Source organism: bacterium (genome assembly GCA_026708055.1).
GTDB lineage: Bacteria > Actinomycetota > Acidimicrobiia > Acidimicrobiales > CATQHL01 > VXNF01.
Genome location: JAPOVS010000070.1, coordinates 15,108 through 29,678, shown reverse-complemented (window position 1 = coordinate 29,678; position 14,571 = coordinate 15,108). Strand labels below are relative to the sequence as shown.

At 71.4% G+C, this 14,571-nt stretch carries 7 protein-coding genes; 3 read left to right on the top strand and 4 right to left on the bottom strand.

Annotated elements, in window-relative coordinates; all coding sequences use genetic code 11:
- The coding region (locus OXG55_15225; protein MCY4104589.1) for a S8 family serine peptidase at positions 1 to 5,677 on the bottom strand (5,677 nt) is incomplete at its 3' end.
- A 494-nt stretch (positions 5,678 to 6,171) separates the two neighbouring features.
- Here OXG55_15225 and OXG55_15220 point away from each other — a divergent pair.
- The gene (locus tag OXG55_15220) at positions 6,172 to 9,504 is read left to right on the top strand and encodes a fibronectin type III domain-containing protein (protein ID MCY4104588.1); all 3,333 of its coding nucleotides are present in this window, start codon (positions 6,172 to 6,174) and stop codon (positions 9,502 to 9,504) included.
- A 48-nt stretch (positions 9,505 to 9,552) separates the two neighbouring features.
- Here OXG55_15220 and moeB read toward each other — a convergent pair whose 3' ends face one another.
- Both moeB and OXG55_15210 read right to left on the bottom strand, forming a co-directional pair.
- On the bottom strand, positions 9,553 to 10,731 hold the full coding sequence (gene moeB / locus OXG55_15215; GenBank protein ID MCY4104587.1) for a molybdopterin-synthase adenylyltransferase MoeB: 1,179 nt from the start codon (positions 10,729 to 10,731) through the stop codon (positions 9,553 to 9,555).
- 153 nt (positions 10,732 to 10,884) lie between these two features.
- Positions 10,885 to 11,715, bottom strand: a complete 831-nt coding sequence (locus tag OXG55_15210) for an NAD-dependent deacetylase (protein MCY4104586.1) — start codon at positions 11,713 to 11,715, stop codon at positions 10,885 to 10,887.
- Between the two features lie 210 nt (positions 11,716 to 11,925).
- On the opposite strand from OXG55_15210, the gene OXG55_15205 reads away from it, so the two are divergent.
- Together OXG55_15205 and OXG55_15200 are read left to right on the top strand one after the other, a co-directional pair.
- Positions 11,926 to 12,681 (top strand): hypothetical protein, encoded by a 756-nt coding sequence (locus tag OXG55_15205; protein MCY4104585.1) that lies wholly within the window; start codon positions 11,926 to 11,928, stop codon positions 12,679 to 12,681.
- A gap of 6 nt (positions 12,682 to 12,687) precedes the next feature.
- Positions 12,688 to 12,960, top strand: a complete 273-nt coding sequence (locus OXG55_15200) for a hypothetical protein (protein ID MCY4104584.1) — start codon at positions 12,688 to 12,690, stop codon at positions 12,958 to 12,960.
- Between the two features lie 57 nt (positions 12,961 to 13,017).
- Here the strand turns inward: OXG55_15200 and OXG55_15195 are convergent, their stop codons facing one another.
- On the bottom strand, positions 13,018 to 14,493 hold the full coding sequence (locus OXG55_15195; protein ID MCY4104583.1) for a leucyl aminopeptidase: 1,476 nt from the start codon (positions 14,491 to 14,493) through the stop codon (positions 13,018 to 13,020).
- Positions 14,494 to 14,571: the final 78 nt, after the last annotated feature.

Genomic DNA, 14,571 nt, shown 5'->3' with positions numbered 1-14,571 from the left:
TGAAGCTCTTGGCGCCGCCGGTGGGGACCGTGACGGTCCTGGTCCCGGTCGAGGCACCGTAGTCGCCGCTCTGGGTGACGGTGACCGACACGGCCAGCGGGGCCGACGGCGCGGGGGCGGCGGTGACGGTGAAGGACGCGTTCTGGCCTTCGGTGACACCGCCGCCGGCGGTCACCCTGACCTCCGGGTCGGGGTCCGGCGGGGGCGGCGGCGGGGGCGGGAGCGGGGGCGGGGGCGGCGTGGGATCGTCGTCGTCGGCGACCGCGACGGTGGCCGCTCCCTGCGACGAGGACACGGTGTAGCCGCTGCCCGCCTTGACGGTGACGGTGACCGAGCCGTCGGCCTCGTCGGTGCTGTCGCCGGCGGTGGCGACGCTGTAGGTCTTGGCGCCGCCGGTGGGGACCGTGACGGTCTTGGTCCCCGTCGGGGCGCCGTAGTCGCCGGTCTGGGTGACGGTGATCGTCACGGTGAGCGGCGATGCGGGCGCCGGGGCGGCGGTGAAGGTGAAGGAGGCGGCGGCGCCCTCGGTGACGCCCGCCCCGGCGGTGACGCTGACCTCCGGCGTGGGCGGCGGCGGTGGCGGCGGCGGCGTTTGCGGCTTCTCGCGGCACGCTTGGAGGCGGTCCAGTTCGGCGTACACCTTCTGCCACAACGCGTTGGGGCCGTCGCCCTGCCAGTTCGACTCGTGGCGGTCCGGGCGGGCCTTGAGGTCGGCGACCGTGTAGGTGTCGGTGCCCAGCATGGTGTTGTGGGCGCGGGTGAACGTGTCCAGCAGGTCGGGGCGCGCCCCGTTCCACGGGTCCTGAGTCTTGGCCAGGACCTGAGCCAGCAGGGCAGCGTCGGCAGTGACGCAGGCGGGCACCGGCGGCGGCGCGTCGTCGTCCGCCACGGCCACCGACACCGCGCCCCGGCTGGACGACACGGTGTAGCCGCTGCCCGCCTTCAGGGTCACGGTCACCGACCCGTCGGCCTCATCGGTGCTGTCGTCGGTCGTGGCGACGGTATGGGACACGCTGCCGCTGACAGGGACGGTCACTGTCTGGCCGCCCGTGGTGCCCGAAGCGGCGAAATCGCCGGTCTGGGTGACTGTCACGCTCACCGACAGCGGGGACGCGGGCGCCGGGCTGGCGGTGATGGTGAAGCCGGCGTTGCCGCCCTCGGTGATGCCGGCGCCGGCGGTGACGCTGACCTCCGGCGTCGTCGCAGGCGGCGCGTCGTCGTCGGAGACGCCGACCGTCGCCACCCGTTGAGCGGAGGACACGGTGTAGCCGCTGCCCGCCTTCAGGGTGACGGTCACCGACCCGTCGGCCTCGTCGGCGCTGTCGTCGGTCGTGGCGACGGTGTGGGTCACCGAACCGCTCGTGGCGACCGTCACGGTCTTCGTGCCGGTGGCGCCCGCGGCGGCGTAGTCGCCCTGCTGCGTGACGGTCAGCGAGACGGTCAGAGACGTGTGCGGCGCAGGGTCGGCGGTGATCGTGAAACTCGCCGACCCGCCCTCGTCGATGTCCGCGCCGGCGGTGACGCTGATCTCCGGCACGTCGTCGTCGGACACGCTCACCGTGTGAACGCCCCCGGAGGATGAGACGGTGTAGCCCTGACCGGCGCTCAGGGTCGCGGTGATTCCGCCGTCCGCTTCGTCGGTCGAGTCGTCGACGGTGGCGACGGTGTGGGTCACCGAGCCACTCGTGGGGACCGTCACGGTCTTCGTGCCGGTTGCGCCCGCGCCCGCGTAGTCGCCCTGCTGCGTGACAGCCAGCGAGACGGTCAGCGGCGTTGACGGCGCGGGCGCCGCGGTGACGGTGAAGACCGCGTCGGCGCCTTCGGTGACGCCGGCGGTGCCGCTGACGCTGACCTCAGGAGTCTGCGGCGTCGTAGGAGTCCGCTGCGTCCTGGGAGTCTGCGGCGGGATGCCGGTCACCTCCAAGGTGAACGGACCCCTCACCCGCGATCCGTAGGTGGTGGCTTCGATCGTATAGTCGCCGGCCGCCAACGTGACCTCGAGCAATGCCGACAGGGGGTACGCGCCGGACCGGGGCCGACCGTCGTCGTTCTGCGCCACCAGAGCGGCTGAACGCTCCCCGCGCCCCTTCCTCAGATAGAGATACGTGTCCCTGCTGCCGCCCTGCTCTCCCCGCAGATCGATCGTGACCCGGCTCTCCTGATCGAGTCTGAAGCTGTAGTACTCGGCGCTCTTCCCTGAGGTGCCCGTGGCGGTCAGGCACGCCCCAGTCCACTCGCCGCTGACCTTGCCGGGACCGGCGAGATCATGCATGCAGGAGGGGTCTGCCGGGGGGTCAGCCCGAAGTCCGTCGTTGTCCGCCACCGCCACCGTGGCTTCCATGCCGGAGGTCGTTCTGGAGATCGTGCGGGGGGTGCGGTACCGCTGGCTCGGCTGCAGCGTGGCCGTGATCGCGCCGTCGGCTTCGACCGCGTCGTCGTCGACGGTGGCGACGGTGAACTGCGCGGAGGAGCTGAGCCGCCCGGATCCGGCCGTGGGAATCGTGACGGTCCTGGTGCCGGTCGCGCCCGGTTCCGCGTAGTCGCCCTGCTGCGTGATCGTCAGCGTGACACTGAGCGGCACCGACGGCGGCGGCCTGGCCCAGACGCTGAAGACCGCGTCCTCGCCTTCGGTCACGTCGAGGTCTCGAGTGACGGTGATCACCGGCTCGTTGTCCCACACGATGACCTCGGCAATGCGTTGCGCCGCGAACATGTTGAGTCCCGGAGCTCGGAGGATCGTCGCCGTGATCCCGCCGGTTCGTTCCCCCACAACGTCGTCGACGGTGGCGATGGTCAGCTGCGCGGATCCAGTCGTGGGAACGGTGATGACCCACGTGCCGGTCTCGCCCGGTGCGGCGTAATCGCCCCGCTGGGTGATCTTCAGCGTGACGCCCAGCCTCAGCGGCGCGGACGGCGCGGGGGTCACGGACACGGTGAAGGTCGCGGTCTCGCCTTCTGTTATCGGGTCGGCGTCGCCGGCGATGCTGACCACCGGCTCGTTGTCCGCCACCGCGACGGTGGCCGCACCCTGCGTCTCCGACACCGTGTAGCTTCCGCCCGCGACCAGCGTCGCGGTGATGACGCCGTCGGCTTCGCCGACCTTGTCATCGACGGTGGCCACGCTGTGTGTCACCGAGCCGGATGTGGGAATCGTCACCGTCTGCGGACCGGCGGCGCCGCTCGCGGCGAAGGCGCCCAAATCGTTGACGACCAGCGAGACCGCCAGCGGCGCGGTCGGCGCCGGATCAGCACTGATCGTAAAGCTGGCGGAGGCGCCCTCGGTGATCGCCGCACCGGCCGCGATGCTGACCTCCGGTCCTGCCGTCGGCGCGTCCGTCGCCAGACCGGCCACCGTGAGCGTGAATGCTCCAAGACGAGTGTCGCCGTCGGTGGTGAGCGTCTTGATCGTGGTCGCCTCGATCGTGTAGTCGCCGGCGGGCAGCGACTGGCTGATCTGCGAGTCGGGCTCGAAGTTGACGTCGATCCAGCTGCCCGTGTCGCTGTGCAGCGGCTCGCCGGAAAGCTGCCCCAAGCCGCTCCGCAGGTAGAGGGCCGAAAGGTGCCGAGAGGAATCGAGGTCGATCGTGACCTGGCGCCGCTCCGCGAGGCTGAACTGGTAGAAGCGACCGAATACGTCAGTGTCTCCCGAGGACTCGCAGACACCGGTCCAGTGCCCTTGGACCGTCCCGTTCCCGGCGAGGTCGGTCACGCAATCGACATCCCGGTCGACCGCGGGCAGGCCGGTGCTGGGCAGTTGGGCGAAGCCATGGCCCCATTCGTTGTCCGGCCCTGTTTCGCCGCGCTCTGCGGCGTTGGACTTGAGATAGGCGGCAACCTGTGTGGCAGTCAACGTCGGGAAGCGCTGCCGGACCAGTGCCGCCAAGCCGGCCAGGTGCGGCGCCGCCGCGCTCGTGCCACAGAATGGATACTGCTTTCCCGAGATGTCGCTGCAGGTGCCGGCGACCAGATCGGGCTTGGTCCGCCCGTCCGGCGTGGGGCCCCGGGCGCTGTAGGAGGAGACACTACGGATGTCCTTCACGTCTGCGGAGCCGGCGGCCAGCAGCCCCGAACTGGGACTGTCGGCGGGGGTGGCGATTGAGCTGGCAGCAACGCGATGCTCACTCAGAGTGTGCCGACCGAAGATCCGCAACTGCAGCCAGGCAGGCGCGGCGCTGCCGGCCCGTTTCTTGACGACGATCTCATACTCGCCTGCGCCGACGCCTTCGAAGCGGGTGATCGCCTCGTACGGATAATCCGCGGACCCGCCGTTCTGGGTGTCCGCACTCGCTGCGACCACCCGCCAGGGCGCGTTCGCATCAGCGCGGTGAATCAGCTGCAGATCGAGGTCCTTGGCGGCGCCGCCCCAGGTGTCGTCCCAGCGCATGAACACCGTGACCTCGCTGCGGCCGATACCAGTCCACGAGTAGCGCAGGCCCTCGTCGACCGAGCCGCCCTCCTGCCACCACTCGTGGTAGCCGTCGTCGTCGGTGTCGGTGAACGGGCCGTACCAGTTGCGCTGCGCCCCGTTGCCGGCCGAGTTGACCCAGACGATCCCGCGATCGGTGGCCCACTTGACCGTGTTCAATGGGCTGGGCGTGATCGGCGAGCTGCCGTCGGCGGCGCCGTGGAAGGTCCAGCCGATCGAGTAGACGATCACCTTCACCCCTTGGGCGTGCATCCACTCGACGGCTCGCTGGAGGTCGGCGAAGGTGCTGGCGTTCGAGATGTAGAGCGACGCCTCGGGCGCGATGTCCATCACCGTCTCAGCCACCTGGGTGCCGTGGTCGGAGCCGTGCCGCGCGTCGCAGTCCCTCAGGTCGAATGTGGCGACGCCGGGGCCGGGAAAGCACATGCCCTTCACCGTGAGCGGCAGCTCGTTCCCCGTACGAGCGAGCAACCCGGTGTAGCCGTCCTTGAGCTCGTTCCCCATACGAGCGAGCAACCCGGTGAAGCCGTCCTTGCCCCACCCCCTGGTGCCGTCAGGAAGCCTCGGCGAGACCGCATCGATCACGCCGATCTTGACGCCCTGCCCCTTGTGCCCGGCGAAATGCCACCGGCTGGCCTCGTGCACGGCGAGGCCCTCGCTGGTGGTGGTGCCGAGAAGTCGCTGGGGCGTCGGCAGCTCGCGCACGCGCGCCACCCCGGTCTGGCGGGCCAGCTGCGCCAGCAGCGTGGGCGGCACCGCCGCCTCGAGGTAGTCGGATCCCACGTTGGCCGGCGTGATCCCGTGCTCGGCCAAGAACGCCAGCACCCCGTCCTGGTTGCCGTCGAGCTGGATCGTGAGCAGCATCGGCTCGCTCAAGCTCACCGTGGAGTTGGTGCCGCCCGGCAGCGTCGGCGGCTTCGCGCCCTCGGTCATATCCGTGTCAGGCAGGCCGTCGCCGGCCCCATAATCGGCGGCGACAGCGAGCGTGCTGAGCTGCGAGCCGAGACTGTGGTACCTCCGCGCGGGATCGGACGCCGACGGCGGCTCTGTCCCCGGTTCGAGGACGTCCGGCAACAGGCCCTCGTCCGGCGGCGTCGGATCCTCGGAGGCCGGCGGCGGCGCGATGTCCTCGAGGTCCTCGATCTGGGTCTCCGCCCCAGCGTCGCCGGCCCACAGCGGCAACACGGCGACGACCGCGACCGACGCCACCGCGGCACGCACGGCCCGTCGACGAACCCCAGCGCGAGACATCGTCGCCAGCCTAGTTCGGGGGGGGGGGGATCCAACGAAGTCCCCGGCCAGGGCACTCGGAGTGTGCTGAGTAATCCACGAGCAGCGCTGGTCGGGTGGGGCGGTCCTGGATTCCGGCCTTCGCCGGAATGACACTCCTACTGTTGGGGTGTCGGGAGCATTGCTCGACAGTCTCCTCGGGTCTCGGTCGGCTTCCAGCGGCGGATCGGTGCCGCGCTCGGTGCGGGACAAGCGGGCCTCGGTTTGTTCCTCCTGTTGCAAAAGTGGTGAATGTGGGCGATGATGTAAATGGCAAGGGGTGGTGACGACTTCGGAAACAAATCTTCATGAGACATCGTCGCCGGCGCAGGGCTTGTGCCGGCCGCCCCTCTTCCGGACTTCGATCCCGGCGCGCCCGCCCGGCGGGCCCCCCGGTGGGTCCACGCCTTGCAGCGCCGGCTGTCCGTTCCCTCGCTTCCGACCACTCCCCCGTTCGGCGCTTCGGGCGCCGGCTGGTGAGCTTCCGGCCCGGCCGCGGCGTCGCGCTGGCCGCCGCGCTGCCGGTGTTCCTGGCCGTCGCGGTGTGGGGTGTTCCTCCGAGCCGGCCCGCGGCCGCCCAGAGGGCCGGCTTCAGCACCCCGACCCTGGCCGCCGGCGATCACGTCACCTTCACCGGCGCCGGCTGGGGTCACGGTGCGGGCATCAGCCACCAATCCCTGCCGTCGAGAATCGCCGCGGGCCAGACCGCCGGCGACATTCTGGGCTTCTACTACCCCGGCACCGTGCTCACCGGCGGTTGGACGCTGGACAACCTGCGGGTCCACCTGGCATCGAGCAGCCGCAGCCGCTTCCGGCCCCGCGGATCCTTCGAGCTGGTGCTCGACGGCGCCGCCGTGTACAGCTCCTCGGCGACCGAACTGTTCACCGTCAACCGTGTCGGCGACGGCTGGGAGGTGACGACCAGCGGCGGAACGGCCCTCTGTCCCGGGCAGGTCTGCGACGGCGACGTCCTGCAGATCAGGACCGCCGACGGCACCGCCGTGGAGTCCTCCGCCACCCGCCACTCGTACTCGCACGGGCAGATCACCCTCACGAAGCTGCCGGGAAACACCTGGTACCGCATCGTGCTGACGAACCTGGACCTCGAGCTGTACCTCCGCGGCGTGGCCGAGGTCCCGCCCGACTGGCCCGCCGAGGCGCTGCGAGCCCAGGCCGTCGCGTCGCGCAGCTACGCCCTGCACGTCGCCCTCGCGAACCGCAGCAGCGACAAGTGGAACGCGCCGTTCGACCTCTACTCCACCACCATGAGCCAGGTCTACAGCGGCAACACGCGCGAGTTCTCCCCGAGGAACGGGCCCTGGCTCCAGGCGATCGCCGACACCGCCGGGCAGGTCCTCGCCTACGGCGGCGAGCCGGCCCTGACGCTGTTCACCACCTCCGGCGGCGGATACACCGAGGCCAGCGGCTACGCCTTCAACGAGCAGCACCCCTACCTGGTCGCGGCCCCGGATCCCTTCACCGCCGGCGACCCCTACACGCCGTGGACCCGCACGTACAGCGTGGACGCCCTCAGCCGCTGGCTCGCCCGGGTCCCCGACACCGACGTCGGCACCCTGCGGCGCATCGAGGTGTCGGGCAGCATCAGCGTCTCGGGGCGCATCGACCGGGCCACGGTCCGCCTCGTCGGGTCGTCCGCCACGAGGTCCGTGTCGGGCTCGCGCTTCGTGTTCGTGGTCAACAAGGGCGCCGAAGCCGAGGGCTGGGGTCCGATGCCGAACTCCGCCGGCCGCGGCGGCCACCTCCTGTCGACCTTGTTTGTCTTCGGCGGGAGCACATCGCTGCCGCCGGCAGCCACGCCCGCCGCGATCCCGTCGATCGACCCCCCCGGTGAGCCGACGGCGCTGTCGCTGACACCCGGGGCGCGCGAGATCGCCGTGACATGGCAACCGCCCACCGACACCGGCGGCGGCCCGATCACCGGGTACCTGGTCACCTGGGTCTCCTCCACAGGGGCCTCCGGGACGATCCCGGTCACCGAGACCACGCGCACGCTGCGCAACCTGGCCAACGGGGCCACCTACACGGTCAGCGTCGCAGCCTCCAACGCGGGCGGATCGTCGCGGGCGGTCTCGGCAACCGCGGCGCCGCTGGGTGTCCCGAGCCCGCCGACCGACGTGTCGCTGCGGCGCGGGGACGGGCTCTTGCACGTGTCGTGGTCGCCGCCCGCCGGCGACGGCGGGGTGCCGGTGGAGTCCTACGCCGTGCACTGGACCGGACCCGACGGCGCCACGGACCGGGCCCCGGAGCAGGGAACCCAGCACACCATCGGCGGGCTGACCAACGGCGCCACCTACCGCGTCACCGTGACCGCCGTCAACCGGGTCGGATCCTCATCCCACAGCGCGCCCGCCAGTCACCGGCCCGGCACGATCCCGACCGCCCCGGCGAGCATCAGCGCCGTCCGCGGCGACCGCATCGTCGAGGTCTCCTGGGCACCGCCCCTCAACGACGGCGGCCTCCCGATCGCCGGATACACACTCGATTGGGTCTCCTCCACCGGCGCCGGCGGCACCATCGAGACCACCGGCACCGGCTACACCATGCAGAACCTCCTCAACGGCGCCACCTACACCGTCACCGTCAGCGCCGTCAACGAGGCCGGCACGTCGCCGGCAGGCGGTACGGCGCGCGCCACTCCCGCCGCAGCGCCCGGCAGCCCGGACGCCGTGACCGTGGACCGCGGCGACGGGCGGCTCGGCGTGACCTGGCAGCCCCCTGCCAGCGACGGCGGCAAACCCGTGCTGAGCTACGCCGTCGCCTGGGCCGCGCCCGACGGCGCCACCGGATCGGTCGAGACAACCGCCACGAGCCACACCTTCGACGGGCTCACCAACGGCACCACCTACGCGGTGACCGTGACGGCCAGCAACGAGATAGGAACCTCGAGCCCCAGCCAGCCCGCGAGCGGGACGCCGGCGCACATCCCCGGTGCTCCGGTGGCGGTCAGGACCGTCCGCGAAGACTCCCGGATCCTCGTGAGTTGGGATCCCCCCGCCAGCGACGGCGGGCTGCGCGTCACCGGCTACACCCTGCTCTGGGTGGCCCCCGACGGAACCACCGGCTCCGCCGAGACGACCGCCACCAGCCACGCCATCGACGGGCTCACCAACGGCACCACCTACGGCATCACCGTCTCGGCCACCAACGAGGTCGGCACCTCGATCACCGCCGACGCGGTCCGCGCCACGCCGGCGCGGCCGCCCGGTCCGCTGGCCCACGCCGAGATCGGCGTCGGCCACGAGAGTCTGCTGGTGTCCTGGGAACCCCCGACCGACGACGGTGGCCTGCCGGTGCGGTCCTACACCCTCACCTGGGTGGCGCCCGACGGGGCGGTCACCTCCATCGAGACGACCCATACCAGCCACACCATCGACGGCCTCATCGGCGGTGCCGCCTACACGATCACGATCCTGGCCAACAACGAGATGGGAGCCTCCCCCGCACCGATGTCCGCCCAGGCGGCCCCACTGCACGCCGCCGCGGTCGCCACCGGCGACGCCGGCGACACCGGCACGACGGCCGTCACCACGATTGCGCCGCCGAGCGGGGCGGCGCCGAGCGAGTCCGTCGACGAGCAGCCAGCCCCGGCAACCGCCCCCGCGCCGGCCGCGGCGCCCCAGCAGGCGCCGACCCGCACGCGCGCCTGGTACGACTCGGTGACCACCGACACCGCGGTGATCGTGCTGGCCGCCGTGGGGCTGGTGCTGATCGCCGCGCTGCTGGTGGTGACGCGGCGGCGGCGCTACGCCGTCGAGGAGGCCGGCACCGACGTCCTCGACGCCTGGTAGCGACCTCCGGCGAAAGTTCCCGGGGTCGCCGGGACGCCGGCAGCGCTCTCAGCCCGCCGGCGGAGCCTCCAGCGGGGCCGGACCGCAGAGGCCGTCGAGTTCCACGACCTGGATGCGGTCCCGGTTCTCCCAGGTGATCTCGTTGGCCGGATCGGGCCGCACGCGGTACTCGCGGAAGCTCACCTCGGCGGCGTCGAAGGTCAGCAGCCGCCCCCGCAGCACGTCGCCGTAGTCCAGGACGACCTTGATCGCCTCGAGCGCCTGGATCGAGCCCACGATGCCCGGCAGCACGCCCAGCACGCCGGCCTCGGCGCAACTGGGCGCCATCTCGGCGGGCGGAGGCTCGGGCACCATGTCCCGGTAGGTGGGCCCCTGGCGGGGATCGAAGACGGTGACCATCCCCTCGAAGCGGAAGATCGACCCGTGCACGACGGGGATTCCCAGCTTCACCGAGGCGTCGTTCAGCATGTAGCGCACCGGGAAGTTGTCGGCGCCGTCCACGATCACGTCGTAGCCGTCGATGACCGCCAGGACGTTCTCGGCCCCCAGGCGGACGTCGTGGGTGACCACGTTCACGTCGGGGTTGAGAGCGGTGAGCGTCTTCTTGGCCGAGTCGACCTTGCGCTCGCCCACCCGGTCCACGTTGTGCAGGATCTGGCGCTGCAGGTTGGAGGCGTCGACCACGTCCATGTCCACGATGCCGAGCGTGCCCACGCCGGCGGCGGCCAGGTACAGCGCCGCGGGCGAGCCCAGGCCCCCGGCGCCGAGGCACAGGATGCGGGAATCCAGCAGGCGCATCTGCCCCTCCTCGCCGACCTCCGGCAGCAGCAGGTGCCGGTGGTAGCGGTTGCGCTGCTCGGGGCTGAGGACCCGCGGAACGGCCCAGGCGCGCCCCTCGTCCTTCCAGCGGTTGAAGCCGCCGTCCATGGAGGCCACCTGCGCGTACCCGAGGGCCTGCAGCGTCTCTGCGGCGAAGGCCGAGCGCACACCGCCGGCGCAGAAGACCACGATCGGTGTGTCGCGGCCGGGAAGGCGGTTCTCGATGTTGGCCTCCAGGTGGCCGCGCGGGATGTGGATCGCACCGGGGATGGCGCCCTGTTCGACCTCGTCGGGTTCGCGCACGTCCAGGAAGGCGGCGCCGGCGTCGCGCAGGCGCTCGCCGGTCGCCGTGTCGATCTCGTTGATCCTGGACTTGGCGGCAACGAGGAGGTCGCGGAACGTGGCCATCGCTTCGGCTCCTTGGCGATTCGGTTCGAGTGGATCGGCGGCCGCTGCGGGCTCGCCATCGGAGTCTGTCGGGTCACCCCGGTCGGGCTCCGCCGGCGGGTCGACCCGACTCCGTCGCGCGGACCCCCGGCGGTCAAAAGTCTACCAAGTTGGTCAGGATTCGGCTCCCGGCCCGGATTCGCCGACCGGCCGCTGCTCGGGAACCGCCACGGGATCACGCACCACGTGCGGGAGCACCTCGCCGATGGATCCCCGCAACACCACATCGGCGATGTCGTCGAACGGCGTGGGCTCGTTGTTCACGATGATCAGATCGGCGCCGTTGCCGCGGGCCACGGGCACTGCCTGAGCGATCGGATACACCTGCAGGGTGCTGCCCACCGCCAGCATCAGATCGCAGCCCGTTGCCGCCGCGGAGGCCCGCTCGAGGTCCGCAACCACCAGGTTCTGCCCGAAGGACACCGTCGCCGACTTCAGCAGACCGCCGCAGGAGTGGCAGGAGGGATCCTCCTCGCCGGCCCTCAGTCGCTCGACGGCGTGCTCCATGGGCCACTCCTGCCCGCAACTCAGGCACCGAACCCTGCGCCGGGTCCCGTGGATCTCGACCAGCCTCCCCGGTGAGGTGCCGGCGTCTGCGTGCAGCCCGTCCACGTTCTGGGTGATGAGCGTGTGCAGCTTCTCCCTGCGCTCCAGGGTGACGATCGCCCGGTGACCCGCGTTGGGGCGGGGGCGGGGACCGCTGTGCTCGGCGAGGCGCTGCCGCCAGATCTCCCTGCGCACGGCGGGGTCGCTCACGTAGTTGCCGATGTGGGCTTTCGCCTCCGCCGCGGGGTTGCGCGTCCACACCCCCCGGGGGCCGCGGAAGTCGGGGATCCCGGATTCTGTGGAGATGCCCGCACCGGTCAGCACGACGATGCGCCCGGCGCGGTCGACCAGGCGCCGGGCCCGGATCATCTCTTCGGCCAGTTCGCCGGCAGTCGCCACAGTCCCCTCCCGGCAATGACCCTAACCGCAGGCGGCGCAGCACGATCCGGACCGACCGCCGGCGTCGGACGCCTGCGCGTCCGATTCCACCCCTTGACAAACCCGTTCCTTTCCCCTATCTATTTCGCTATCGACAACTATTGGCTCGCTGCGGAGCATTTTGGCGCCATGGGCACCCCACGTTCAGATCTTGCAGCAGGAGCAAACGCAATGCAGATCCCGCTCGTCACCGTCCCTCCCGCCCCCGCATCGGGGACCAACGCACCAGCGCCGCCGGATGCGGCCGGTCAGCCCCGCGCCCAGCGTTCCGCATCCAACGGCAGGACCGGTGCCGTCGAACTCTGGGTGGAGCCCTGGAACGACCTGGGCCCCGACGCCGGCCGGGGTCACCACCCTCGCTCGCCCTACGTGGAACTCTTCTGGCTGGGCGTGCTCGGGCCGTCGGCCACGTGGCTCATCCGGCGCCTGGCGCTGCGGCTGGAGGAAACTCCAAGCGGCGTGCTGGTGAACACGGCGGAGATCGCCGGCGAGATCGGGCTGGGCGGCCGCCAAGCGCTCCTGTCGGCCTTCCAGAGGGCGTTCGAGCGCTGCTGCCGGTTCGGGCTGATGCAGCGCGGGCGTCACAACACGCTGTTCGTACGTACCCGGCTCCCCGACCTCACCGCCCGCATGGCCGAGCGTCTTCCGCCCGGGCTGCGTGTGGCCCACGATGTCTGGCGACGCCATCCGGCCTCCGATCCGACCGAGATCGAGACGCTGGGGCGCGCCCGGCACCTGGCGATGGCGCTGCTGGCGTGCGGTGACGAACCCGACGAGGTGGAGCGGCAACTGCACATCTGGCAGTTCCATCCCGCCGTGGCATTCGAGGCCGCAAACTGGGCCACGGAGCAGCACGCCCGGGCCGCAGCAGCGGTGAGCGCGGTCGATGCCGACACCGCTGAGCCCACTGCCGGCGTGGCAGACTGAGGAGCGATGGACGCCATCGTCGCCGCTCTCATCGGTCTCGTCGGGATGCTCATCACCGGCGGCTTCGTCTGGCTCCGATCGGAGATCATTCCCCGCCTCGACCGTATCGAGGGGCGACTCGACCGCATGAACGAACGGTCCGACGAGCGCTTCGACCGGGTCGACGAGCGCTTCGACCGGGTCGACGAGCGCTTCGACGGCGTCGGCGACCTGCTGCGCTCCCAAGGCGAGAGGGTCGCCCCTCTCGAAGGTCGCGACGAGGCACTGAGCGGCACCTGAGTGACTCCCACGCGGGGCCGGGAACTCCGCCGTGGGCCAGCAGCAGTTTCCGAGGGCTCAGTCGCCGCGACCCGAGTCGGGCGGCGAGAAGTTCCTGATCAGGTCCACGAGCAGGCGCACGCCGAAGCCGGTGCCGCCCTTGGCGGCCTCGCCGTCGACGCTGTCGGTCCAGGCCGGGCCGGCGATGTCCAGATGGGCCCAGGGGATGCCCTCGGCGACGAACTCCTGCAGGAACAGGGCGGCGGTGAGCGTGCCGCCCCAGCGGTTGCCGATGTTCTTGAGGTCGGCCACGGGCGAGTCGAGCTGCCTGCGGTAGTCGGCGGGGAGCGGCAGGTGCCAGACCCGCTCGCCGGCGCGCTCGGCCGCGGCCTCCACGGCGTCGATCCAGCCGTCGTTGTTGCCCATGAGGCCCGCCACCTTGGTGCCCAGCGCCACCACGCACGCCCCCGTGAGCGTGGCCAGGTCCACGATGGCGTCGGGCTCGGCCTCGCTGGCCAGGGAAAGCGCGTCGGCAAGGATCAGCCGTCCCTCGGCGTCGGTGTTGAGCACCTCCACGGTCTTGCCGTTGCGGATGGTGAGGATGTCGCCGGGCCGGGTGGCGTCGCCCCCCAGCATGTTGTCGGTGATCGGGATGTAGCCGGTGACCCTGATCGGCGGGGCCAGCCTCTTGACCACCTGCATCGTGCCCAGGACCGCGGCGGCGCCGCTCATGTCGATCTTCATGGTCTCCATGCCCGTGGCGGGCTTGATGGACAGTCCTCCGGCATCGAAGGTGATCCCCTTGCCCACGAGGGCCAGGAAGCCCTCCGGAGGCTCGGGAGGGCACCAGGTGATCTCCACGAATCGCGGTGGCTGCGTGGAGCCGCGGTTGACGCCCAGCAGACCGCCGAAGCGGGCGTCGACGATGTCCTGCTTCTCCCAGACCTGGATCTCCAGTTCGGCCCCGTCGCCGCCGGTCGCCATGGCGCGGGCCTGCTCGGCCAGCCTGGCCGGCGTCAGCGACCCACCAGGCTCATTCACCAGGTCCCGGGCGAAGCAGACGGCCTCGGCGACCGCCGCGCCGAGCCTCAGAGCCTCGCGCACCTCCCTGCCGCCGCCGATCACCGTCAGCTTCTCCAGGGAGTTCGGCTCGGGTTCGGATTTGAATTCGTCGTAGCCGTAGGCCCCGAGCACGATCCCCTCGGCGTGCGCCTGCGCCGCGGCGAGGAGGTCGGCGTCGTCGCCCACCACGTCGAGCAGCGAGGAGGCGAGCCAGCGTTGGCGGCGCACCAGTCGCGCCAGCGCGGCCGACGAGCCCCGGATCACCGCCGGGGTGACGTCCGCGGCAGGTCCCATGCCGACCACGGCGACCGGTCGGCCGTCGGGCCCCGCCACCATCTGCACCTGCCCTGCCTTGCCCTCGAACCCGAGGTCTCGCAACAGCGCCCAGTCCAGATCGTGGGGCTCGGCGGAGACCTGCTCGGAGCAGACGCCGAAGGCGACGACACCGGCCCCGGCGGGAACGGTCGAGGCGAGGGTCACGGAAACACTCACAGCGCTCCTCCTCTGTCAGCGGAATGCGGCACGAAGCCGCCGACTCACGCTACCGGCGCGCACGCCCAACCGAGGTCG